Below are 23,480 nucleotides of genomic sequence, written 5' to 3' on the forward strand. Positions count from 1 at the left end.
GCCGCCGGCACCCCCGCCGGGCGGCGCGGCCGGGACCGTTTGGACTGCCAGCGCCATGCATGCGACCTTTTCGCAAGCCGTTTCGACCGTCATCAGTCCGTCACCTTTTCGCGCATTTTTCGACGTTACGCGGCTGATGTCCGCGCCAAGGAGCCCATCATGATCGGTTTGGTTCGCGCCACAGTGATTTGCGCCACGCTGGCGCTCGGCCTGACGGCGGCCGGGGCGGCCGACAAGGCGTTCAAGCGCGAGGAACTGGCCGATTCGGCGGTCAAGCTGGAGGCCCAGATCAAGAGCGAGGCGGGGCCGGTCGCCAAATCCTCCGCGACGCTCCGCAACGACGCCGACGCCGCCTTCAAGCGGTCCGATTTCCGGGTCGGTTTGCAGATCCTGGGCCAGATTGCCGCCACCACGCCCGAAGACAGCGCCAACTGGCTGAAGCTCGCCAAAACCATCTTTCAGATCCGCTCCGCCAGTTCCAGCGAACAGACTTTTCTATACGAGCGCGCCTCGACCGCGGCCTACATCGCCTATCAGCGCGCCGGCAACGCGGCCGAGGAGGCCGACGCGCTCGCCGTGCTGGGCCGGGCGATGTCCGAGCGCAAGCTGTGGCGTCCGGCGCTGGATGCGTTGCGGCTGTCGCTCGACATGCGCGAGGTCGCCGAGGTCCGCGGCCAGTACGAGAAGATGCGCGACGAGCACGGCTTCCGGCTGCTGGATTACACCGTCGATTCCGACGGAGCCTCGCCGCGGGCCTGTTTCCAGTTCTCCGAGGATCTCGCCAAGCGGGTCGACTTTGCGCCGTTCCTCGCGCTGGCCGGCACCGACAAACCGGCGCTGACCAGCGAAGGCAAGCAGCTCTGTGTCGACGGCCTGAAGCATGGCGAGCGCTACAACATCAATCTGCGCTCCGGCCTGCCGTCCACCGTCAAGGAGTCCTTGCCGAAATCGGCCGAGTTCAACATCTATGTCCGCGACCGCAAGCCGTTCGTGCGCTTCACGGGCCGCGCCTATGTGCTGCCGCGCACCGGCCAGCGCGGGATTCCGCTGGTTAGCGTCAACACGCCGTCGGTAAACGTTAACGTGTTCCGGATCGGCGACCGCAATCTGATCAACACCGTGGTCGACAGCGATTTTCAGAAGACGCTCTCCAGCTACCAGCTCTCGAGCCTGGGCGACGAGCGCGGCGTAAAAGTCTGGACGGGCGAACTCGCGACTGCATCCACGCTGAACCAGGACGTCGTGACGGCATTCCCGGTCGACCAGGCGCTCGGTGATCTGCAGCCCGGCGTTTACGTGATGACGGCATCGGCCAAGGGCCCCGGCAGCGGCGACGATGACGGCTCGCTGGCGACGCAATGGTTCATCGTCTCCGACATGGGGCTGACGGCGTTTTCCGGTAATGACGGCATCCATGTGTTCGTCAATTCGCTGGCCTCGACGGAGGCAGTCGCGAAGGCCGAGGTACGGCTGGTCGCGCGCAACAACGAAATCCTTGCCACGCGCAAGACCGACGATGCCGGCCACGTGCTGTTCGAGGCCGGGCTCGCGCGCGGCGAGGGCGGGCTGTCGCCGGCGCTACTGACGGTCATGAGCGACAAGGCGGATTACGCCTTCCTCAGCCTGAAGACCAATGCCTTCGACCTCACCGACCGCGGCGTGTCGGGCCGGGTCGTTCCGGCCGGCGCCGACGCCTTCGTCTATGCCGAGCGCGGGGTCTATCGGTCAAACGAAACCGTCTACCTGACCGCGCTGTTGCGCGACGGGCAGGGCAACGCGATGGCCGGCGGGCCGCTGACGCTGGTGATCGAGCGGCCGGATGGCGTCGAATTCCGCCGCGCCCAGCTCCCCGACCAGGGCGCGGGCGGCCGCTCTCTTGTCCTGCCACTCAATTCCGCGGTCCCGACCGGGACCTGGCGGGTGCGCGCCTTTACCGACCCCAAGGGCTCGTCGGTCGGCGAGACCACCTTCATGGTCGAGGATTACATCCCCGAACGGATCGAGTTCGACGTCTCGGCCAAGGAGAAGATGATCAAGGCTGAGACTCCGGTGGAGCTTAAGGTCTCCGGCAAGTTCCTCTACGGCGCGCCGGCCTCGGGCCTGCAGCTCGAAGGCGATATGCTGGTGGCTCCCGCAGCCTCCGGGCGGCCGGGTTATCCCGGCTATCAGTTCGGCGTGGCAGATGAGGAAACTGCCTCCAACGAGCGGACCCCGATCGAGAACCTGCCGGAGGCCGACGCCAATGGTGTGGCGACCTTCCCGGTGTCGCTCGCCAAGGCGCCGACCTCGACCCGCCCGCAGGAGGCGCAGATCTTCATCCGCATGGTGGAAACCGGCGGCCGTTCGGTCGAGCGCAAGCTGGTGCTCCCCGTGGCGCCGCAGGCGGCGCTGATCGGCATCAAGCCGCTATTCACTGACAAGAGCGTTGCGGAAGGCGACAAGGCCGAATTCGATGTCGTGTTCGTCGGCCCCGACGGCAACCAACTTTCGCGAGATGGCCTGCGCTACGAGTTGCTGAAGATGGAATCCCGGTACCAGTGGTATCGCCAAAACTCGTCCTGGGAATACGAGCCCGTCAAATCGACCAAGCGCGTCGCCGACGGCGACCTGACGCCGACATCGGACAAGGCGGCGCGGGTGTCGCTCGCGCCGCAGCCGGGCCGCTATCGCCTCGACGTCAAATCGACCGAAGCGGACGGACCGGTCACGTCGGTGCAGTTCGATGTCGGCTGGTATTCCGACGGCAGCGCCGATACGCCCGATTTGTTGGAAACCTCGATAGACAAGCCGGACTACGCGTCCGGCGACACCATGGTGGTGTCGGTCAATGCCCGCACCGCCGGCAAGCTCACCATCAACGTGCTCGGCGACCGCCTGCTGACGACGCAGACCGTCGACGTCAAGGAAGGCACCCAGCAGGTCAAGTTGACCGTCGGCAAGGACTGGGGCACCGGCGCCTATGTGCTGGCGACGCTGCGCCGGCCGCTGGATGCGGCAGCGCTGCGGATGCCGGGGCGGGCGATCGGGCTGAAATGGTTCGGCATAGACAAGAAGACCCACACGCTGCAGGTCGCGCTGTCGCCGCCACCTCTGGTGCGACCCGGCACGGCACTGAAGATCCCAGTCAAGCTCGGCGGGCTCAATCCTGGCGAGGACGCTAAGATCGTGGTTGCCGCCGTCGATGTCGGCATTCTCAACCTGACCAACTACAAGCCGCCGGCGCCGGATGATTACTATCTCGGCCAGCGCCGTCTCACGTCTGAAATCCGCGACCTCTACGGGCAGTTGATCGACGGCATGCAGGGCACGCGCGGCCAGATCCGCACCGGAGGCGATTCCGCCGGCGCTGAGCTGCAGGGCTCGCCGCCCACGCAAAAACCGCTGGCGCTCTATTCAGGGATCGTCACGGTCGGCGCTGACGGCACCGCCGAAATCAGCTTCGACATTCCGGAGTTTGCCGGCACGGCCCGCGTCATGGCAGTGGCATGGAATTCGACCAAGCTCGGCCGAGCCACGATCGACGTCACGGTACGCGATCCCGTGGTGCTGACGGCGACGCTGCCGCGCTTCCTGCTCAATGGCGACAAGGGCACCATGAGTTTCGACCTCGACAATGTCGAAGGCGCGCCCGGCGATTACAGCATCAGCGTGAAAACGTCGGGTCCGGTGAAGGTGACGGGCAATCCCACGACCACCGTCAAACTTGCCGCCAAGCAGCGGACCTCGATGGCGCTGGCGCTCGATGCGGGCGGCGCAGGCACCGCCAATCTCGACGTCGACATCAAGGGCCCGAACGGGCTGACGCTGGCACGGCACTATGCGCTCGACGTCAAGGCGGCGACGCAGGTGCTGGCGCGGCGTTCGATCCGGACATTGGCCAAGGGCGAGAGCCTGACGCTGACACCGGACATGTTCTCGGACCTGGTGTCCGGCACCGGCAGCGTGTCGCTGTCGGTCGGTCTCTCCACCGCGCTCGATGCGGCGACCATTTTGAAGGCGCTGGATCGCTATCCGTACGGCTGTTCCGAGCAGATCACCAGCCGCGCGATGCCGCTGCTCTACGTCAATGATCTGGCGGCCGGCGCGCATCTGGCGATGGATACGGCGGTCGACCAGCGCATCAAGGACGCGATCGAACGGCTGCTGGCGCGGCAGGGCTCGAACGGCTCGTTCGGTCTGTGGTCGGCCGGCGGCGACGATGCCTGGCTCGATGCCTACGTGACCGACTTCCTGACCCGCGCCCGCGAAAAGGGCTTTGCGGTACCGGACGTGCTGTTCAAGAACGCGCTCGACCGCATCAGAAACTCGGTGGTCAACGCCAACGAGCCGGAAAAGGACGGCGGCCGCGATCTGGCCTACGGCCTCTATGTGTTGGCCCGCAATGGCGCAGCCCCGATCGGCGATCTGCGTTACCTTGCCGATACCAAGATCTCCAATCTCGCCACCCCGATTGCGAAATCGCAGCTCGCGGCGGCACTGGCCCTGGTCGGCGACAAGACGCGGGCGGAGCGGGTCTACGGCGCGGCGCTCGATGCGCTGGCGCCAAAGCCCGTGCTCGAGTTCGGCCGCGTCGATTATGGCTCGGCGCTGCGCGACGCGGCGGCACTGGTCTCGCTTGCCAGCGAAGGCAACGCCCCGCGGGCGACGCTGACGCAGGCGGTGGCACGGGTCGAAGCCGCGCGCGGGCTGTCTCCCTACACCTCGACGCAGGAGAATGCGTGGATGGTGCTGGCCGCGCGCGCGCTGTCGAAGGAGACGCTGGCGCTCGACATCGATGGATCGCCGGCCAAGGCCGCAGTCTATCGCAGCTACAAGGCCGAGGTGTTGGCCGGCAAGCCGGTCAAGCTCACCAACACCGGCGATGCGCCGCTGCAGGCCGTCGTCTCGGTCTCGGGTTCGCCGGTTACGCCGGAGCCCGCTGCGTCGAACGGCTTCAAGATCGAGCGCAATTACTTCACGCTCGACGGCAAGCCGGCCGATGTCAGCAAGGCCAAGCAGAACGATCGCTTCGCCGTGGTGCTGAAGATCACCGAGGCCAAGCCTGAATACGGGCACATCATGGTGGCCGATTATCTGCCGGCCGGGCTCGAGATCGACAACCCGCATCTGGTGTCGTCGGGTGATAGCGGCACGCTGGACTGGATCGAGGACGGCGAGGAGCCCGAGCATACCGAGTTCCGCGACGACCGCTTCACGGCGGCGATCGACCGCGCCAGCGACGACAAGTCGGTGTTCACGGTGGCCTACATCGTGCGCGCGGTGTCGCCGGGCAAATACGTGCTGCCGCAGGCCTATGTCGAGGACATGTACAACCCCTCGCGCTACGGTCGCACCGGCACCGGCTCGGTCGAGGTACGACCGGCGAAATGAGCGAGGCGGCTCCCATAGCCCCGCCTGCGCTGCGCAGAGGGCGCTGGCGGCGGACCAGAAAGGTGGCGGCAATTTCGGCCGTCGCAGGTCTGATCGCGGCCGGTGGCTTCTCGGCCTGGGTGGTCTCGCTCGGACCACTGCCGCTGGAGGTGTCGCGAAAAGTTTCCACCACCATCGTTGACCGCAACGGCAAGCTGCTGCGCGCCTATGCGATGGCGGATGGCCGCTGGCGGCTGCCGGTCGATGCAAAGACCGCCGTCGATCCCGGCTATCTGAAATTGCTGCTCGCTTACGAGGACCGCCGGTTCTGGTCGCATGGCGGCGTCGATCCGCTGGCGCTCGGGCGCGCGGCGCTGCAGTTCGGCAGCCGCGGCCACATCGTCTCGGGCGGCTCGACCATCACGATGCAGCTGGCGCGGCTGATGGAGCCGCGGCGCGAGCGTTCGATCTCCGCAAAGCTGCGCCAGATGGTGCGCGCGGTCCAGATCGAGCGGCAATTGAGCAAGGACGAGATCCTCGATCTGTATCTGGCGCTGGCGCCGTTCGGCGGCAATCTCGAAGGCATCCGCGCCGCCTCCATCGCCTATTTCGGCAAGGAGCCGAAGCGGCTTTCGCTGGCGGAAGCCGCATTGCTGGTCGCGCTACCGCAATCGCCGGAGCGCCGCCGGCTCGACCGTTATCCGGAAGCCGCGCATGCCGCGCGCGATCGCGTGCTGGCGCGGATGGTTGAAGATGGCGTGGTGTCGAAAGACGACGCGGCGCAGGCCACGGGGGCGGCAGTGCCGCGGCTGCGCAAGCCGATGCCAATTCTGGCGCCGCATTCCGCCGATGCAGCGATGGCGACGGTGAAGGACACGCCGTTGATCAAGCTGACGCTGGATTCGGCCTTGCAGAAAACGCTGGAAGCGTTGGCGCGCGATCGCGCGGTGGCGCAGGGGCCGAACATTTCGGTCGCCATCATCGCGGTCGACAATGAGAGCGGCGACGTGCTGGCGCGCGTCGGCTCATCCGATTATTTCGACGAACGCCGCGCCGGCCAGGTCGACATGACCCGCGCGGTGCGCTCGCCGGGTTCGACGCTGAAGCCATTTATCTATGGCCTCGCGTTCGAGGATGGCTTTGTGCACCCTGAGAGCCTGATCGACGACCGTCCCATTCGTTTCGGCTCCTACGCGCCGGAAAATTTCGACATGACGTTCCAGGGTACGGTGCCAGTGCGCAAGGCGCTGCAACTTTCCCTGAACGTGCCGGCAATTGCGCTGCTCGACCGCGTCGGCGCCAGCCGGCTGTCGTCGCGGCTGAAGCAGGCCGGCGGCAATCTTGTGCTGCCGAAGGATGAAGCGCCGGGTCTTGCGATGGGCCTTGGCGGCGTCGGTGTCACCTTGCAGGATTTGGCGCAGCTCTATGCCGGGCTGGCACGGCTCGGTTCGGCACGGCCGCTGCGCGAGGTCATGCTCGCCCAAGAAAAAGATAACTCCGAACGTGAGCCGCTGCGGCTGATGGATCAGGCCGCGGCCTGGCAGGTCGGCAATGTGCTGCTCGGCACGCCGCCGCCGGAAAACGGCGTGCACAACAAAATCGCCTTCAAGACCGGCACCAGCTACGGCTATCGCGATGCGTGGTCGGTCGGTTTCGACGGCCGCGTGACGATCGGTGTGTGGGTCGGACGTCCCGACGGCGCGCCGGTGCCGGGCCTGGTCGGCCGCACCGCCGCAGCCCCGATCCTGTTCGACGCGTTTGCGCGCACCGGCAAGATCCCTGCAGCGCTGCCGAGGGCGCCGAAGGGCGCGCTGATCGCTGGCAATGCCAAGCTGCCGTTACCGCTGCGGCGCTTCCGTCCTGTCGGCGAACTGATCTGCACCGGCAGCGATCAGATGCCGCGCATCCAGTTTCCGCTAAATGGCTCGCGGATCGACGTCGACCGGACCAGTGGCGGGCAGGCTGCACCCATGCCGGTCAAGGTGGCCGGCGGTGTGTTGCCGCTGACCGTCATGCTGAACGGTACCTCGGTTGGCGAAATCGACAGCCGGCGCCAGCGCCTGGTCGATCCGCCCGGGCCGGGTTTTGCCCGGCTGACCGTGATCGATGCGACGGGGGCGGCCGATACCGTTGTGATCCGGGTACAGTAAGGAAAAAGCGACCGGGGACAGTCGGATAGGGCGAATTTGTGGTGTTGTTTGCAGTGCGGTTTCATCGTATGCGAGCAAGATGGTTGAAACCTTCCAACCCCCACGCTTTGGAGCGGGCCAACAGCCTGTAAAACCTACGCATTCCAGCCGGAGGCTGGCCGCGGCGTTCGATTACGCGACCGCGAGCCACTTTCGCGCCATCGTGTTCCTGGTGCTCTGCGGCATCGTGCTGTTCCTGCCCGGCTTCTTCAATATTCCGGCGATCGACCGCGACGAGGCACGGTTTGCGCAGGCGACCAAGCAGATGGTCGAAAGCGGCGACTTCGTCGACATCCGCTTTCAGGACGACGTCCGCTACAAGAAGCCGGTCGGCATCTATTGGCTGCAGGCCGCCGTGGTGGAAACCGCCTCATCGCTCGGCCTGCCACGGGCGCAGTTGCGCATCTGGCTCTATCGGATTCCCTCCCTGATCGGCGCCATCGGCGCGGTGCTGTTGACCTACTGGACGGCGCTTGCCTTTGTCACGCGGCAAGGGGCCGCGATGGCGGCGCTGATGATGTGCAGTTGCGTCCTGCTCGGCGCCGAAGCCCGGCTCGCCAAGACCGACGCGATGCTGCTGTTGACCGTTGTCGCCGCGATGGGGGCGATGGCGCGGGTCTATCTCGCCTGGCAGCGCGGCGAGGAGCCGGCGCATCCGTCGTGGACGGCGCCTGCGGTGTTCTGGACCGCGCTGGCCGGCGGCATCCTGCTCAAGGGGCCGCTGATCCTGATGTTCGTCGGACTGACCATCCTGGCGCTCGCGATCCTCGATCGTTCGGCGGCATGGCTGTGGCGGCTGCGCCCGGTCTGGGGCCTGATGTGGACGCTGGTGCTGGTGCTGCCGTGGTTCGTCGCGATCTTCTGGCGCGCGGGCGAGGCATTCTTCTCAAATTCGCTGGGCGGCGACATGCTGAGCAAGCTCGGCGCGCAGGAATCCCACGGAGCGCCACCCGGCCTCTATCTGCTGCTGTTCTGGATCACGTTCTGGCCGGGCGCGGCGCTGGCCGGAATGGCGGCGCCCGCGGTATGGCGCGCAAGGCGCGAGCCTGGCGCGCAATATCTCCTGGCATGGCTGGTGCCGTCCTGGATTGTATTCGAACTGGTGTTGACCAAGCTGCCGCATTACGTGCTGCCGCTGTATCCGGCGATTGCGATCCTCACCGCCGGCGCGCTGGAACGCCGCGTGCTGTCGCGCTCCTGGCTGATGCGTGGTGCGGCCTGGTGGTTTGTCATTCCGGTGGGCGCGTCGGTGATCGCCGTCATCGGCGCCATCAAGCTGACGCATTACCCGGCGTTTCCGGCTTGGCCGTTCCTGGCGGCGGCGATGATATCAGGCCTGATCGCGTGGTGGATGTTCGAGGACAGCCGCGCCGAGCGCTCGCTCTTGAATGCGGTGGTCGCGGCGATGTTTCTGGCGGTCGGAATCTACGGCATCGTCCTGCCGTCGCTGACCACCATGTTCCCGAGCGCCGAGGTCGCGCGTGCGCTTCGCAACGTGGTCTGCGTCGGGCCGAGGGCCGCCGCGGCAGGTTTTCATGAGCCGAGCCTGGTCTTCATGACTGGCACCAGTACGGTGCTCACCGATGGATCGGGCGCGGCGGATTTCCTGGGGCAAGGCAGTTGTCGTTTTGCGCTGGTGGAATCGCGCACCGAACGCGCCTTCGTCCAGCGCGCCGAAGCAATCGGGGTGCGCTACAACGTAGCCAAGCGGATAGAGGGGTATAACATCTCGCAGGGCAGGTCGATCTCGATCGCCATCTTCCGCTCGGAAGGCACGGAGTAAAATGGCCGCGCTTCCTGCCGTCGGCGAAACCAAAAACTATTTTGCGCGCTTCGGGACGCTGGCGTGGTTGTCGCTGGCGCAGCTCGTGCGCTCGCCATCGCATTCGCGGCGTGCCGAGGCGGCACGGCGGGCGGCTCGACACGTGTTGTGGCTGTCGGCCGGTCTCGGCGTTGCCATCATCGTGCTGATGTACGCGATCGATGCGTGGGAGATCGCCCAGATGCCAAAGCGTGGTACCCCCTCGCTGTGGTGGCTCCGCATTCTCACCGATTTCGGCAAAGACGAATATGTGCTGCTGGTGTTGGGGGCATTGCTGATTGCGGTCGCGATCGTCGCGCCGGCGTTGCGCGGCATCCAGCGCTCGCTGCTGCTTGGCCTCGGAACGCGGCTGCAGTTCATCTTCTGGGCGGTCGCCTTTTCCAATCTGGTCACGGAAGTGCTGAAATATTGCATCGGCCGCGGTCGGCCATTTGTCGGTGGCGAGGCCAGCGTCCTTCACTTCTCGCACTTCGCTGGCAATCCGGCCTACTACAGCTTTCCGTCCGGTCACGCCACGACCGCCTTTGCGCTCGCCCTGGCGGTGTCTGCCGTATGGCCCCAGGCGCGCGTGGCGATGGCCATCTATGCTCTGATCATTGCGATGAGCCGTCTGGTGCTGCTGGCCCATCATCCGAGCGACGTCGTGGCGGGCGCGATGGTCGGGATCGTCGGCACGGTGTGCGTGCGATACTGGTTTGCGGCCCGGCGGCTCGGATTTGCTATCCAGCGCGACGGTAGCATTGTGTCCCTTGTTGGACCCTCGTCCGGGCGCCTCAAAAGGGTTGCCCGGGGCGCTTTCGCCCCATAAAAGCGGACGCCGCCAGCCGGCCAGATAGGCCCGGTTCCGGGTCCTCCCAAACCAACCAGACGAGTGCCGATTTGACACCTTCCGACACAGATGCGGTCGCCGTTTCCATCGTTGTGCCGGTGCGCAACGAAGCGGAGAACGTCGCGCCGCTGGTTGCGGAAATCGTCAGCGCGCTCGACGGCCGGTGGGCCTACGAGATCATCTACGTCAATGACGGCTCGACGGATGCGACCGCCGAGCGGCTGGCCGTGCTGATGAAGCAGCACCGTCAGCTCCGGCAACTCAAGCACGCCGTTTCGTCAGGTCAATCCGCCGCCGTGCGCAGCGGGGTGCGGGCCGCGCGCGGCCCCATCGTGGCGACGCTGGACGGCGACGGCCAGAACAATCCGGTGTTCCTGCCGGACCTGATTGCGGCGGTCGAGAAAGGTGAGGGTCGCGTCGGCCTCGCCGCGGGTCAGCGCGTCGGCCGCAAGGATACCGGCTTCAAGAAATTACAGTCGCGGATTGCTAACGGCGTACGCAAGGCGATCCTGAGCGACGGAACCCGCGACACCGGCTGCGGGCTGAAGGCGTTCCCGCGCGATGTCTTCCTGTCGATGCCCTACTTCGACGGGCTGCATCGCTTCCTGCCGGCGCTGGTACGCCGCGAAGGTTTCGATATCGCTTATGTCGACGTGATCGATCGCCCACGCCATTCCGGCGTGTCCAATTATGGCTTCTTTGACCGGCTATGGATCGGGATCATGGATCTTGCCGGCGTGTGGTGGCTGATCCGCCGCAAGAAGCCGACGCCCACTGTGACCGAGGTTCTCTGATGCTGATTCAATACGGCCAGGCGCTGGGCGATTATCTCTACGACGTCTTCGTCGCCAAGTTCGATTTCTGGCTGGCCTTCGGGCTGATCGCGCAATTGTTTTTCACCGCACGCTTCCTGGTGCAGTGGATCTCGAGCGAACGCGCCGGACGAAGCGTGATTCCGATCGCGTTCTGGTTCTTCTCCATGGGGGGCGGGCTGATGACGCTGGTCTACGGTGTCGCCAAGCGCGAGCCGGTGATCATTCTCGGCCAGTCGCTGGCCACGATCATCTATATCAGGAACATCATGCTGATCGTCAGGCATCGCGGCAAGGCGTCGAAGACGCTGGATCGCTGATCAGGGGCGGCTGGCTATCGGCGCCGGCAGCGCCGTCAGATCGCTCTCCGTCGAACGATAGGCGGCCAGTTCGCCCGCGGCATCCAGCACCGGATAGGCGACCGAGCAGATGTGCGAATGGATGCGCCTGAGGTCGCGCAGCACGTCGAGATGAAGCGAGGTGGTCTCGATGGTCTCGGGGCGGCCCTCGCGCAGGCGATCGAGATGCCGTTCGGTCGCGGCCAGTTCGGCATTGCGCAATGCGGACTTCTCGGCCAGCAGCTTTCGCGCCTCGTTGACGTCGCCGGACATGAAGACGCCGAACGCGATCCGCAGCGAATCCATGGTGCGCTTGTGGAACGCGGACAGCTCCTCGGCGCCCTCGGGCGAGAACTGGAAGCGGCGCTTGATCTTCTTGGTGGCGAGTTCGCTCAAATTCTTGTCGATGATGTCGCCGATATGCTCGAGGTTGATGGCAAAGGAGACGATCTCCATCGCCCGCTGGCCCTCGCGCTCGTCGAGGCTGCCGCGAGTGAGCTTTGTGACGTAGAGCTTGATCGCCTCGTCGAGGCTGTCGACGGAATTGTCCATCTGCGAGACCTGGTCGACCAGCGCCCGGTCGTTGGTCATCATCGCTGCCATCACCTTGCGCAGCATGATCTCGACGTGGTCGCCCATATGCAGGGTCTCGCGGGCGGCATCGGCCAGCGCGAGCGAGGGCGTCTCCAGAGCGCTCTCGTCGAGATAGCGCGGCCCTGACGCGTCGGCCTCCTTGACGCGCTCGGGCAGCAACCTCTTCAGCAGCCGCGCCATGCCGTCGAGCAGGCCGATGAAGAGAGCTGCGGTCCCGACGTTGAAGGCGATGTGGAACAGCGCGGTCGCCTTGGCGAGATCCGGCTGCCACGCGATCAGAAGGTCCGCAATCGGCTGCAGGAACGGCGCCACCAGCAGGATTCCGGCCAGCCGGTTGACGAGATTGCCGAGCGGCAGGCGGTAGCTGGCAGGATTGTCGCGGCGCGCGCCCTCGACGAGCGGGTTGATGGCGCTGCCGAGATTGGCGCCGAGCACCAGCGCCAGCGCCGCGTAAGGCGTGATGAAATGCGCATAGGCCAGCGACATGATCAGCAGTACGCTGGCGACGCTGGAATGCACCAGCCAGGTCACGATCGCGGCGAACAGGATGCAGAGCACGGGATCGCCGGTGATGGCGTTCATGAACACGCGCACGCCCGGCGCGTTCTCCGCCGGCGCCAGCGTGTTGAGCAGGATATGGAGCGCCAGCAGCATTAGGCCGAGCCCGATAAAGACACGGCCGATGTCCTTGACGCGCGAGCGCGGCCCGGTGCGGAAGGCAACCAGGCCGATGATGAATAGCACCGGCGCGACGGCGGAAATGTTGAAAGACAGGATCTGCACGATCAGCGTGGTGCCGACATTGGCGCCGAGCATGATGGCGAGCGCGGGGACGAGGCTGACGAGCCCCTCCGAAGTAAACGAACTGGTGATCAGCCCCGTCGCGGTGCTGCTCTGGAGCAGGGCAGTGAGACCAAGGCCGGCGCCGAAGGCGGTGAAGCGGTTGCTCAGCGCCCTGGCCAGCAGCAGGCGCAGATCGGCGCCGAACGCGCGCAGAATCCCGCTGTGGACCATATGCAGGCCCCACAGCAGCAGCGCGACGCCGCCCATCAGGTCGAGAAGAACCAGACTTCCCATGCGTTTTCGTTTCCGCCAAATCGAGTCGAGGGGTCAGGCTATCGCCTAACGAGGGGGGATCAACCCTTTAATCTGCCGAAAATTGCGCCGCGAAGCGCCGCCGCAGCGCAATTGTCGACTGTTCGGGAGCCTCGCCCCTCAGCCAGGCCAGCAGGTTCGGTAAACGGATTTCGAACACAACCGGTACATTGCGAGCCGTTCCGATAGGCCAATTCCAACAATTCTTCGGTAAGACTGATCCATCATCGGATGAATCACATCGAGCAGGGTCAGGGATCGATATGTATGCGAATCGTCGCAGCAGCGAACGTCGGGCGTGCAGAAGCTTTGCAAAAATACAGTTCGCGACCGGGGGGCTGCCGCGCGACTGCATGATTTCCGACATGTCGGATGGCGGCGTGAAGATCATCGCCGAATATCCGGAAATTCCTTCCGAATTTACGGTGATCTTCTCGGAGGGCAGGCCGCGTCAGTGCCGGCTGGCCTGGCGAATCGGCTGCGAGCTCGGCGCGCAATTCCTCGACTAATCTGTGCGGTTGCGCCGTTACGGGACGGCTCGGGCAGATCGTAAGCGCCCGACCGGCGCGTGGCGGGCTTCAAAGGTCACTGATTACCGCAAGAGTGGGGGAACTTAACCCGAACTTAGGGTTAAGCTGTGAAGGTTCTGGACAGTTCCCGCCGTGAGTCCAGCTACATGCGACAGAAGTTGCTCTATTCGTCCCGCGTTACGCGAGTACTTGCGTGTACGTCGACCCTGATTCTGGCGCTGGGGCTCGGTAGTTGCACGAGCTCGGGACTGTCGGACATTACCGGTTCGATCGATGAGAAGGCCGATGTCGGCCGCGCCGGCGATCCGCGCCGCGACGCCGAAGCCTATCAGGAACGCTATCGCGCCAATCCGAAGGATGCCGACGCTGCGCTGAGATACGGCAAGGCGCTGCGCGCCTCGGGACAGCGGGCGCAGGCGGTTGCGGTGCTCGAACAGGGCACCATCGCCCATCCCGGCAACAAGCTGTTGCTGGCCGCCTATGGCCGCGCGCTGGCCGACAACGGCAATTTCCAGCAGGCCTTCGACGTGCTCGGCCGCGCCCATAGCCCCGACGATCCCGATTGGCGCCTGCTTTCGGCGCAGGGAGCGACACTGGACCAGCTCGGCCGCTACGAGGAGGCGCGGCAATATTATGCGAGCGCGCTGAAGATCGTACCCGACCATCCCCTGGTGCTGTCCAATCTCGGATTGTCCTACGTGCTTTCGAAGGAGCTGCCCAGGGCCGAGGAAACGCTGCGCCGCGCCTACGGCCTTGCGCCGGCCGATCCGCGCGTGCGCGCCAATCTGGCACTGGTGGTTGGCTTGCAGGGCCGCTTCGCCGATGCCGAAAAGATCGCGAGGGCCGACCTGCCGCCCGGAGAGGCTGCAGCCAACGTCACGCAGTTGAAACAGCTGCTGTCGCGCAAGGAAAAAGACAGTGCGCGGCCTGAAGTAGAAAAGATGCCGATCGCAGCCGCGGGACGCACCGACTAGTTGTCTGCAGCGACGCAAGCGATCCGGTGGCACCGGATCGCACCAGGCAAACGCGTGTCAGATCAGAAAGCCTAAAACCCGTTCCGAACCAATCGGAACGCGAAGGCGTTGGCGGGAGGACGCCTGGCCGCCACCGTTGGCGTTTGCTCAGGCCCTGCGCGCCTTCGTGCCCTGCAGTTTCTTGATGATCGGTTCCAGGAACGAGACGCGGGACCGCTTGGTCACCGCGTGGCCGGTCAGGCGCTGCGCCATCTGCAGGAACATCTGGGTGGTGCGATGCTTGGCTGAGATCTGCGCGATCATCTGGCCGTTATTGGCGGCGGTGCCGAACATCTTTGAATCGAACGGAATGGCCGCGATCGGCTGGCTCTCGATCGCCTTGGCGAATTCACGCGTCGATATCTCCGGACGCTTGTGCATGCCGACCTGGTTGAGGCAATAGAGCGGCGGGCGGTCGTTCGGCCGCGCCGCCTTCAACACGTTCAGCATGTTCTTGGTGTTGCGCATGTTGGCGAGGTCAGGCTCGGCGACGATCAGAATGTCGTCCGCGCCGACCAGCGTACGCTTGGTCCAGGCCGACCATTGATGGGGGACGTCGAGCACGATGCAGGGGGTCGTCATGCGCATCGTATCGAAAATCGCATCGAACGCATCGGCGCCGAAATCATAGACCTGGTCCAATGTTGCCGGCGCCGCCAGCAGATCGAGGCGGTCGGTGCATTTCGACAGCAGGCGCTCCATGAAGGCGGAGTCCGGCCGTTCCGGCTGGAACACCGCATTGGCGATGCCTTGAACCGGATCCTGGTTGTAATCGAGGCTGGCGGTGCCGAAGGCGAGATCGAGATCGATCACGACGGAATCGAGCGCGAGATCGCGCGCGATCGCCCAGGCCACGTTGTGGGCGACGGTAGAGGCGCCGACGCCGCCCTTGGCGCCGACCACGGCGACGATGCGGCCGACGGCGGCGGCCTCGGAGGCCGCGTAGAGACCGCATATTGCGCGCACGACGTCGATCGGCTGGACCGGTCCGGTTACGTAGTCGCTGACGCCGCGCCGCACCAGTTCACGATAGGGCGTGCCGTCGTTGGCGTTGCCGATCACGACGACGCGGGTACCGGCGTCGCAGACGGTTGCGAGTTCATCGAGCCCTTCGAGGATGTCGCTGCCGGGTTCGGTCTCCAGCAAAATGACGTTCGGTGTCGGCGCCGTGTGGTAGGTCTCGATGGCGGCGGCCAGGCCGCCCATGTGAACCGTGAGGTGGGCCTTGCCGAGGCGACGGTCTTCGCTTGCCGCGCGCACCGCGGTTGCGTTCGCGACGCTGGTGCAATAGGCCTGTACCGATACACGCGGCGCCGGCGAGATGTATTCCTCGGGCTGCGCCGGCGTGTCGTCGAGTTGACTGTCTGAGTTTTGAAAAACGCGGCTGATCATTTGCCTGTATCGCTGAGTTTGGCCTTGTCGGATTCGGGATAGATGGTCGCTGTCGAAGTGCCCTTGCGGTATTTCTCAAAGGCGACATCGCGCCGTGGCGTATAGGCGGGGCTCTCGGGGCGCGGCTGTTCGAGATCGGCCGGATTGTCGATCATCGCAGCAAGGTTGCGCTGGGTGGCGCAGCCGAAATTGTGGTACGGGCGATTTTCATTGTAGGCGACATTGTCGATATTCGGTCCGAGGTCTTGCGGCCACAGCCCGCAAGGACCCGCCACGGCTGTAATCTTCGGATAGCTGAGCCGGATTGTCGGCAGCGTCCGTGGATCGTCCGGCCGGTAGTGGCGCAGCGTGATGGCCCGCGACGGCACGCCGCCCGCCATCAGCACCGACTGGATTTCCCGGAACGACGACGCCGCCGCGCGCGCGTTCGGCGTATCGGTCGGGACATCGGCGACCACAGCGCCGGTGCCTTCACGCACCCAGCCCTGCGCCAGTCCCATGACGTCGGTGCGTTGCGATCCGGAGAGGCCGCCGCGGGCCTGACCGACGAACACCACGATCGAGCGGTTCGCTTCGGTCACCGCGATCGGATGACGGTCGCGGTAATCGATGCTGGCGGTCGTGATTTCCGGAGTGTGCGGGATGCAGGCGCCGAGTGCCGTCGAAACGCCGAGCAGGGCGCCAAGCGTGCGCAATGCCCTGACGCGATGGAGCGAAATTCTGGTTGTCATCGTTCTGTCCTCGTCCCCACTCGGTGAACAGTTCTGCATCTCAATCAATGATGAAGCCGAAATTGCCCTGCATTCCGCCGACCGGGTCGACGCGGGCGGCGACCCCGTAGATCCGGTTGATGCGCCCGAGCAAAGCGGACTGCGAATCGGATGCTGGCGCAAAACCGTCATCCGGCCGCGACATTTCCTTTTGCGCGACCGCGCGGACGACATAGGGCGTCACGATGACCATCAGTTCGGTCTGATGGTTGATGAAGTCCTGGCTCCTGAACAGCTGCCCAAAAATCGGTATCTGGTCCACGCCGGGCATTCCGTTGACGGCCTGCTTGGTTTGCTCCTGGATCAGTCCCGCCATCGCGATAGAGCCGCCGGACGGAATTTCCAGCGTGGTTTCCGCGCGACGCGTCTTGATCGAGGGAATCGTCGTTCCGCCGGTACCGCCCGTCAAAGCGTTTTCGGTCGAGACTTCGGACACTTCGGTCATCACCCTCAGGCTGATCCGTCCCTCGGTCAGCACGACCGGCGTGAAGTTGAGCGAGATGCCGAATTTCTTGAAACTGACCGTCTGAACGCATTGTCCGATCGCGCCCGCGGTCGTCGTTTGGCAGGTTACGCCGGTCGGAATGGGAAATTCGCCGCCCGAAATAAATGTCGCGGACTCGCCTGAGATCGCCGTCAGATTTGGCTCCGCCAGCGTGCGCACCACGCCCGCGCTCTCCATCGCGCGCAGGGTGGCGGTGACAGATGGCAGACCAGCCTTGTTCAAGGCCGCCCCAGTCAAGCCGTTACCGGAAACGAGCGGAGCATTGCTCGCGGTGAACGGAGTGCTGTTGTTGAAAACGACCGCCGCGGTGCCGTAATTCATGCTGGCGCTGAGGTCGACGCCCAATTGCTTGACGATGTCCCGCCGCACTTCCGCGACGGTGACCTTGAGCATCACCTGGTCGCGGCCACGGACGACGATCGAGTTGACGACCTTCTCGGCGCCGCCAACCAGCCGCCCCGCGATCTCGCCAGCTTGCTGGGCCTCGACCGGAGAGGATACCGAGCCGGTCAGGACGACGCTGTCGCCGACGCCCTCGATCTGAATGCCGGGCAGGGTCTGCTTCAGCGCGGCGCGCACGCCGTTGAGATCACGCTTGACCGCGATGTCGTAGGAAGCGATCTGCTGCCCATCGCCGTCGAAAAACACCACGTTGGTCTGGCCTACCGCGCCGCCGATGACGTAGGCCCGTTGCGGGGAGCGAATGACGGCATTGGCGATCTTCGGATCGGCGACCAGCACATCCTTCACGTCGCGCGGCAGGTCGACGACCACGGACTTGCCGATGCCGAGCGACAGGAAGCGCATCTTGACCGAGCCGATGGAGGAGGTCGTCACCGGATCCTTCTCGGGCTCGGCTGCGACGACGGGCAGCAACGGAGCGAGCGTCAGCGCGGCCGCGGCCGACAATAACAGGGTGCGCGCCGCCACGGTTCGCATCGCTGACTGATTTTCCCCAAACTTCATCTTAGGCGTCCTTTCGGTCACTTCTGTGCCGTCGTTTGATTGGCGACCCCGTAGCGAACCACGTTGACGCTCTCGCTTCGCTTTTTGACTTGTTCCTCGGACTGGCCTTCAGCCGTCGCGTTGCCATCGGTGATGCTGCGCAGTGCGAGCGCGAGCGTGCCGCTCTGGCGCGAACGCGCCAGCGTCTCGGCCTGCTCGGGCTTCAGTTCGAGCGTGACGGTGCGACCGACGAGGGTGTTGATGCCCTCTTTTTCCTTCGGCGCCTGATCGATCGCCAGCACACGGATGTTGGAGAGAATGATTTCCGACTGGGGGACATCGGCTCCCTTGCCGTCTGGATTCTTTTCGCGCTTGGTGAGGATGACGTCGACGCGGTCGTTGGGCAGGATGAAGCCGCCGGCGCCGGTTTCCGGCGAAATCTCGGTCGAGATCGCCCGCATGCCGGTCGGCAGGATGGCGGCCATGAAGCCGGAGCCGTTGGCCTTGACCAGCTTCTGCTCACGGATTGGTTCGCCCGCGATGAAGGGCGAGCGCGCGATCGAACCGGAGATTTCCTTGATGGCTTCGGCCCTGCTGGCGCGGTTGACCAGATTGTTGCCGGCCGAAGCCGGCCAGGCCTGCCATTGCAGGTCCTCGGGCTTGACCGCTTGGCCGAGCCCGATGTCGGACTTCGCGACCAGAATTTCCACCGTCGGCAACTGCGCGACCGGTTCGGCAACGGTGCGCGATTTTTCTTCCGTGCCACGGGCGAGATAGGCGGCGACACCGCCGGCACTCAAGGCGATGATCAGAACGACGACACGTGCGATATTCATACGCTTTTACTACTCTTACGCAGGGACGCCCCAACTACACAGCAACCACGGCCATCCCCGGAGGTATGACTAGGCATCAAAGGTATAAGGGAACTTGAGGCGTGAAATTTTTGGTTGATCGGACGGCGGGATTCACCGTCATGGTGAATGGGTGGTTATTGTTTGGGATAAACCACGCAAAAACCCGCAACGACGCCGCGTGTACTGGTTCCGCCCTACAACGTCTGATAGGGCCGAGCAAGGGTGCCCGGGATGCCTTCGGCATCGGAGTGGGTTCAGATCGTCGGTCGGTTCAGGTCTAGGTTTCGGGCTTCGGTGGGTTGGACGGTCCGCCGTTGGAAAAACTCATGCGTTTGCATTAGCCAAGACGTTATGCCGCAGCCACAACTTGATCGCGAAGCCCGCGAAACCCGTCACGCGAGGGGGCAGGATCGGGAAGTTCAAAACAGAACACAGAAGACGGCAGTCAACCCCTTGACCCGGCACGCCAGTCGTTCTGAGATGCGCGCCAACTAACAGTCGCTGCAAGTTGAGGGGCCTGCCGCGATATCGGATCCATTGCCCGACCGGACTGCACGTCAAGCTGCATCGCCGGAGGCACGCTTTTCAGCGAGGGATCAGCGGGTTGGCCCCATAACGTCAGGCGTTGCCTAAAAAACGAACTCCGCACGATCCCCTTGAAAGGCCCAGCCCATGAAACGCGTATCTCTGGTTGTTACCCTTGCTCTGGCCGCCGGTCTCACGACCCAGGCTGCCTCGGCGCAAACCCTCAAGACGGTCAAGGACCGAGGCCAACTGTCCTGCGGCGTGAGCCAGGGCCTGCCGGGCTTCTCCACTCCGGACGACAAGGGTAACTGGACCGGGCTCGACGTCGATATCTGCCGGGCAATCGCGGCAGCCATCTTCAATGACGCGACCAAGATCAAGTTCGTGCCGCTATCGGCCAAGGACCGCTTCACCGCACTGCAGTCCGGCGAGATCGACGTGCTCTCCCGCAACACCACCTGGACGCTGTCGCGCGATACCTCGCTCGGCGCCAACTTCACCGGCGTTACCTATTATGACGGCCAGGGTTTTCTGGTGAAGAAGTCACTGAAGGTTAATTCGGCGCTGGAACTGAACAGCGCGTCGGTCTGCGTGCAGACCGGCACCACGACCGAGCAGAATCTCGCCGACTACTTCAAGGGCAACAACATGAAGTATGAGGTGATCGCGTTCGCTTCCGCCGACGAAACCGTCAAGGCGTATGAATCCGGCCGCTGCGACGTCTTTACCTCGGACGTCTCGCAGCTCTACGCCGAACGGCTCAAGCTCGCCAACCCGGCCGATCATGTCGTGCTGCCCGAAGTCATCTCGAAGGAACCGCTGGGCCCGATGGTGCGCCATGGCGACGATCAGTGGTTCGACATCGTGAAGTGGACGCTGTTTGCGATGGTCGGCGCCGAAGAACTCGGCATGACCCAGAAGAACGTGGACGAGGTGGCCAAGTCCGACAAGCCCGAGGTCAAGCGCGCCGTCGGCACCGACGGCAATCTGGGCGAGCAACTCGGCCTGACCAAGGACTGGCTGGTGCGGATCGTGAAGGCGGTCGGCAATTACGGCGAGTCCTTTGAGCGCAACGTCGGCTCCGGCTCCAAGCTCGGCATCGCCCGTGGCCTCAACAACCTCTGGAGCAAGGGCGGTATCCAGTACGCGCCGCCGATCCGCTAAGCGCCAGCAAGAGGGGCTGCGGCGATGGCCATCGAACCCCGAAAACCACCGTCGCAGTTTATTCCCAAACTGCAGCGGACGCTGGGCGGCCGGGCAGGCTGGAGCGGCTTCGTGCTCCAGCTCCTGTTCGTCGCCGCGCTCGCCTGGATCTCGTACGAGATCGTCGCCAATGCCCGCGCCAATTTGCAGGCGCAGCGGATCACCGCGGGCTTCGGCTTCCTGGCCAACAATGCGGGCTTTGACGTCAGCCAGAGCCTGATTCCGTATTCGGGATCCGATCCCTACACGCGCGTGTTCCTCGTCGGTCTGCTCAACACGCTGCTGGTCTCGGTGATCGGCATCTTCTTCGCCACCCTGATCGGATTCATCGTCGCACTCGGCCGGCTCTCGCCGAACTGGCTGCTGTCGCGGATCTCGGGCGGCTATGTCGAACTGATCCGCAACCTGCCGGTATTGTTCCAGATCCTGTTCTGGTATCTCGCGGTGCTCGCCGCACTGCCTAATCCCAGGCAGAGCATTTCGATCTTCGACAGTTTCTTTCTCAGCAATCGCGGATTGATCATACCCAAGCCGATCGGCGAGCCCGGTTTTGAGCCGTTCGTGTTGGCGTTGCTGATCGCGATCGTCATCGCGATCGCGCTGTGGCGCTATTCCCGACGGCTATTGTTCGATAGTGGCAAGGTGATCAAGGTCTGGCCTTATGCACTGGGCCTGGTGATTGGTCTTCCGCTGCTCGTGACGCTTGTCTTCGGCGCGCCCGTAAAGTTTGAAATTCCGGTACTGAAGGGCTTCAACTTCGCTGGCGGCTCGCGCGTCATTCCGGAGTTCGTGGCGCTGACGCTGGCGCTGTCGACCTATACCGCATCCTTCATCGCCGAGATCGTGCGGGCCGGCATTCTTTCCGTGCACAAGGGCCAGATGGAAGCCGGCTCCTCGCTTGGACTTCAGCGCGGTTCGGTGCTGCGGCTGATCGTGATTCCGCAGGCGATGCGCGTGATCCTGCCGCCGCTCACCAACCAGTATCTCAACCTGACCAAGAACTCCTCGCTGGCGGTCGCCATCGGCTATCCCGACCTGGTCTCGGTGTTTGCCGGAACCACGCTGAGCCAGACCGGGCAGGCGATTGAAATCATCGGCATCACGATGGGCGTCTATCTCCTGATCTCGCTCGTCACCAGCGCGATCATGAGCTTCTATGGATGGCGGATCAGCCGGAGCATGGGCGGATGAGCGACACGACTTCATCTTTCGTCCGCCAGGACCTCGTGCCCGAGCGGCCCGCGCCGGTGAAGACCACCGGCTTCATCGGCTTCCTGCGCACGCGTCTGTTCAATTCACCCACCAACATGTTGATCACCATCGTCAGCGCGCTGCTGCTGTGGTTCATCCTGGTGCCCGCACTGAAATTCTTGCTCGTCGACGCGGTCTGGACCGGCACGGACCGAACCGCCTGTTTGGCGAAAAGTCCCGGGGACGTGGTCGGCGCGTGCTGGCCTTTCATCCAGGCCAAGCTTCCGCAGTTCATCTACGGTTTTTATCCGGAGCCGGAGCGCTGGCGGGTCAATCTGGTCTTCGCTCTTGCCGCGATCCTATTGGTCCCACTGCTGATTCCGCGGCTGCCGGGCAAGGGGCCCAACGCCCTGCTGTTCTTCCTGGCACTCCCCATCGTTGCCTTCTTCCTGCTGCGCGGCGGCGGGATCGGCGGCTTCGGCGTGAGCTGGACGGCCGGGCTTCTTGCGGGCTTCAACGACAGTATCGGCGACGGCGGCAGGAAACTTGTAGCCTCCAGCGAGACGACGGCCGTCATCGGACCGCTGCTGTGGCTCATTGGCAAGCTGATCGTGCTGCTGAGCACGGCGGTTGGTTGGGTGCTGCTGCCGCTGACCTGGCTGCGCGACCAGATCCGAGCCTCCGGCAGTCCGGTCTGGGCCGACCTCCTCGCAACGGCCGTGATCGTGTCTGGCTTGCTGTTCTGGCTGGGCGGCGGCACGCGCGCCGGCTGGCGTCCGCTGGTCACGTGTCTGGCAATCTTTGCCAGCATCGGCATCGTGATCGCGGTGATGGGGCTCGACCGCGGCGGGCTTCCGGAGGTCGACACGCGGCTGTGGGGCGGCCTGCTGGTGACGCTGGTAGTGGCGGTCACCGGCATCGTCGCCTCGATGCCGGTCGGCATTGCGCTCGCGCTCGGCCGGCGGTCGTCAATTCCGCTGATCCGGATTTTCTCCATTGCCTTCATCGAGTTTTGGCGCGGGGTTCCGCTGATCACGGTGCTGTTCTTCGCAACCTATATGTTGCCGCTGTTCGTTCCGACCGGCTTCACCATCGACGGATTGGTGCGTGCCCTGATCGGGATCGCGCTGTTCACCGGCGCCTACCAGGCTGAAAACATTCGCGGCGGCCTGCAGGCGATTCCGCGCGGCCAAGGCGAGGCGGCGAGCGCGCTCGGCCTGTCCTGGGGCAAGACCACGGCGCTGATCGTGATGCCGCAGGCGTTGCGCTACGTCATCCCGAACCTAGTCAACAGCTTCATCAGCCTGTTCAAGGATACCTCGCTGGTTTCGATCGTGGCGCTGTTCGATTTGCTCGGCCAGTTGCGCGCCTCGTTCTCCGATCCGGTCTGGTCGACGCCGACGACGCTGTTCACCGGCTTTGCCTTCACCGGAATGATCTATTTCGTGTTCTGCTTCGGGATGTCGCGTTACTCGCTGTTTGTCGAGAACCGGCTGAACGCCCATCGTCGCAACTGAGTAC

16 protein-coding genes are annotated in these 23,480 nt (G+C 64.4%); 11 read left to right on the top strand and 5 right to left on the bottom strand.

Going from position 1 to position 23,480, the window contains the following annotated elements; all coding sequences use genetic code 11:
• Nucleotides 1-159 precede the first annotated feature (159 nt).
• The 6 genes from ACPPVP_RS22655 (at nt 160) to ACPPVP_RS22680 (ending at nt 11,321) form a co-directional block, all read left to right on the top strand.
• A complete protein-coding gene (locus tag ACPPVP_RS22655; RefSeq protein ID WP_426524576.1) occupies nt 160-5,370 on the top strand; it encodes an alpha-2-macroglobulin family protein in 5,211 nt (1,736 codons plus the stop codon).
• The gene (pbpC, locus tag ACPPVP_RS22660; protein WP_426524578.1) at nt 5,367-7,499 is read left to right on the top strand and encodes a penicillin-binding protein 1C; all 2,133 of its coding nucleotides are present in this window, start codon (nt 5,367-5,369) and stop codon (nt 7,497-7,499) included. The genes ACPPVP_RS22655 and pbpC overlap by 4 nt, the downstream gene beginning before the upstream one ends.
• 79 nt (nt 7,500-7,578) lie before the next feature.
• Nucleotides 7,579-9,321 carry an ArnT family glycosyltransferase gene (locus ACPPVP_RS22665; RefSeq protein WP_426524580.1) on the top strand — a complete coding sequence of 581 codons (1,743 nt, stop codon included), beginning with the start codon at nt 7,579-7,581 and terminating at the stop codon, nt 9,319-9,321.
• 1 nt (nt 9,322) lies between these two features.
• On the top strand, nt 9,323-10,168 hold the full coding sequence (locus tag ACPPVP_RS22670; protein ID WP_426524582.1) for a phosphatase PAP2 family protein: 846 nt from the start codon (nt 9,323-9,325) through the stop codon (nt 10,166-10,168).
• A gap of 71 nt (nt 10,169-10,239) precedes the next feature.
• Nucleotides 10,240-10,983, top strand: coding sequence for a glycosyltransferase family 2 protein (locus ACPPVP_RS22675; protein WP_426524584.1), 744 nt, complete (start codon nt 10,240-10,242; stop codon nt 10,981-10,983).
• The gene (locus tag ACPPVP_RS22680; protein WP_426524586.1) at nt 10,983-11,321 is read left to right on the top strand and encodes a lipid-A-disaccharide synthase N-terminal domain-containing protein; all 339 of its coding nucleotides are present in this window, start codon (nt 10,983-10,985) and stop codon (nt 11,319-11,321) included. Before ACPPVP_RS22675 ends, ACPPVP_RS22680 begins: the two co-directional genes overlap by 1 nt.
• Here ACPPVP_RS22680 and ACPPVP_RS22685 read toward each other — a convergent pair whose 3' ends face one another.
• On the bottom strand, nt 11,322-13,010 hold the full coding sequence (locus ACPPVP_RS22685) for a Na/Pi cotransporter family protein (RefSeq protein ID WP_426524588.1): 1,689 nt from the start codon (nt 13,008-13,010) through the stop codon (nt 11,322-11,324).
• A 281-nt stretch (nt 13,011-13,291) separates the two neighbouring features.
• On the opposite strand from ACPPVP_RS22685, the gene ACPPVP_RS22690 reads away from it, so the two are divergent.
• Nucleotides 13,292-13,537 (top strand): PilZ domain-containing protein, encoded by a 246-nt coding sequence (locus ACPPVP_RS22690; RefSeq protein ID WP_334387572.1) that lies wholly within the window; start codon nt 13,292-13,294, stop codon nt 13,535-13,537.
• Between the two features lie 167 nt (nt 13,538-13,704).
• Nucleotides 13,705-14,532: a tetratricopeptide repeat protein gene (locus ACPPVP_RS22695; RefSeq protein WP_426524590.1), complete on the top strand. Its 828-nt coding sequence runs from the start codon at nt 13,705-13,707 to the stop codon at nt 14,530-14,532.
• A 147-nt stretch (nt 14,533-14,679) separates the two neighbouring features.
• Here the strand turns inward: ACPPVP_RS22695 and ACPPVP_RS22700 are convergent, their stop codons facing one another.
• From ACPPVP_RS22700 to cpaB, 4 genes are read right to left on the bottom strand one after another with little or no spacing between them, the layout of a single operon-like run.
• Nucleotides 14,680-15,963, bottom strand: coding sequence for an AAA family ATPase (locus ACPPVP_RS22700; protein WP_426524592.1), 1,284 nt, complete (start codon nt 15,961-15,963; stop codon nt 14,680-14,682).
• Nucleotides 15,960-16,694, bottom strand: a complete 735-nt coding sequence (locus ACPPVP_RS22705; protein ID WP_426524594.1) for a CpaD family pilus assembly protein — start codon at nt 16,692-16,694, stop codon at nt 15,960-15,962. The genes ACPPVP_RS22700 and ACPPVP_RS22705 overlap by 4 nt, the downstream gene beginning before the upstream one ends.
• Nucleotides 16,695-16,734: 40 nt before the next feature.
• Nucleotides 16,735-18,204 carry a type II and III secretion system protein family protein gene (locus ACPPVP_RS22710; protein WP_426524596.1) on the bottom strand — a complete coding sequence of 490 codons (1,470 nt, stop codon included), beginning with the start codon at nt 18,202-18,204 and terminating at the stop codon, nt 16,735-16,737.
• A gap of 17 nt (nt 18,205-18,221) precedes the next feature.
• Nucleotides 18,222-19,019: a Flp pilus assembly protein CpaB gene (gene cpaB / locus ACPPVP_RS22715; protein ID WP_426524598.1), complete on the bottom strand. Its 798-nt coding sequence runs from the start codon at nt 19,017-19,019 to the stop codon at nt 18,222-18,224.
• A 693-nt stretch (nt 19,020-19,712) separates the two neighbouring features.
• Between cpaB and ACPPVP_RS22720 the strand changes: the two genes are divergently transcribed.
• The 3 genes from ACPPVP_RS22720 to ACPPVP_RS22730 are packed head-to-tail and all read left to right on the top strand — an operon-like array spanning nt 19,713 to nt 23,476.
• Entirely contained in the window at nt 19,713-20,729 is a 1,017-nt protein-coding gene (locus ACPPVP_RS22720; RefSeq protein WP_426524600.1) for an amino acid ABC transporter substrate-binding protein, read from the top strand.
• Between the two features lie 24 nt (nt 20,730-20,753).
• Complete coding sequence (locus ACPPVP_RS22725; protein ID WP_426524602.1) at nt 20,754-21,959, top strand: amino acid ABC transporter permease; 1,206 nt, start codon at nt 20,754-20,756, stop codon at nt 21,957-21,959.
• Nucleotides 21,956-23,476, top strand: coding sequence for an amino acid ABC transporter permease (locus ACPPVP_RS22730; protein ID WP_426524604.1), 1,521 nt, complete (start codon nt 21,956-21,958; stop codon nt 23,474-23,476). Before ACPPVP_RS22725 ends, ACPPVP_RS22730 begins: the two co-directional genes overlap by 4 nt.
• Nucleotides 23,477-23,480 lie beyond the last annotated feature (4 nt).

This window comes from Bradyrhizobium sp. McL0615 (assembly GCF_049993905.1).
Taxonomy (GTDB): domain Bacteria; phylum Pseudomonadota; class Alphaproteobacteria; order Rhizobiales; family Xanthobacteraceae; genus Bradyrhizobium.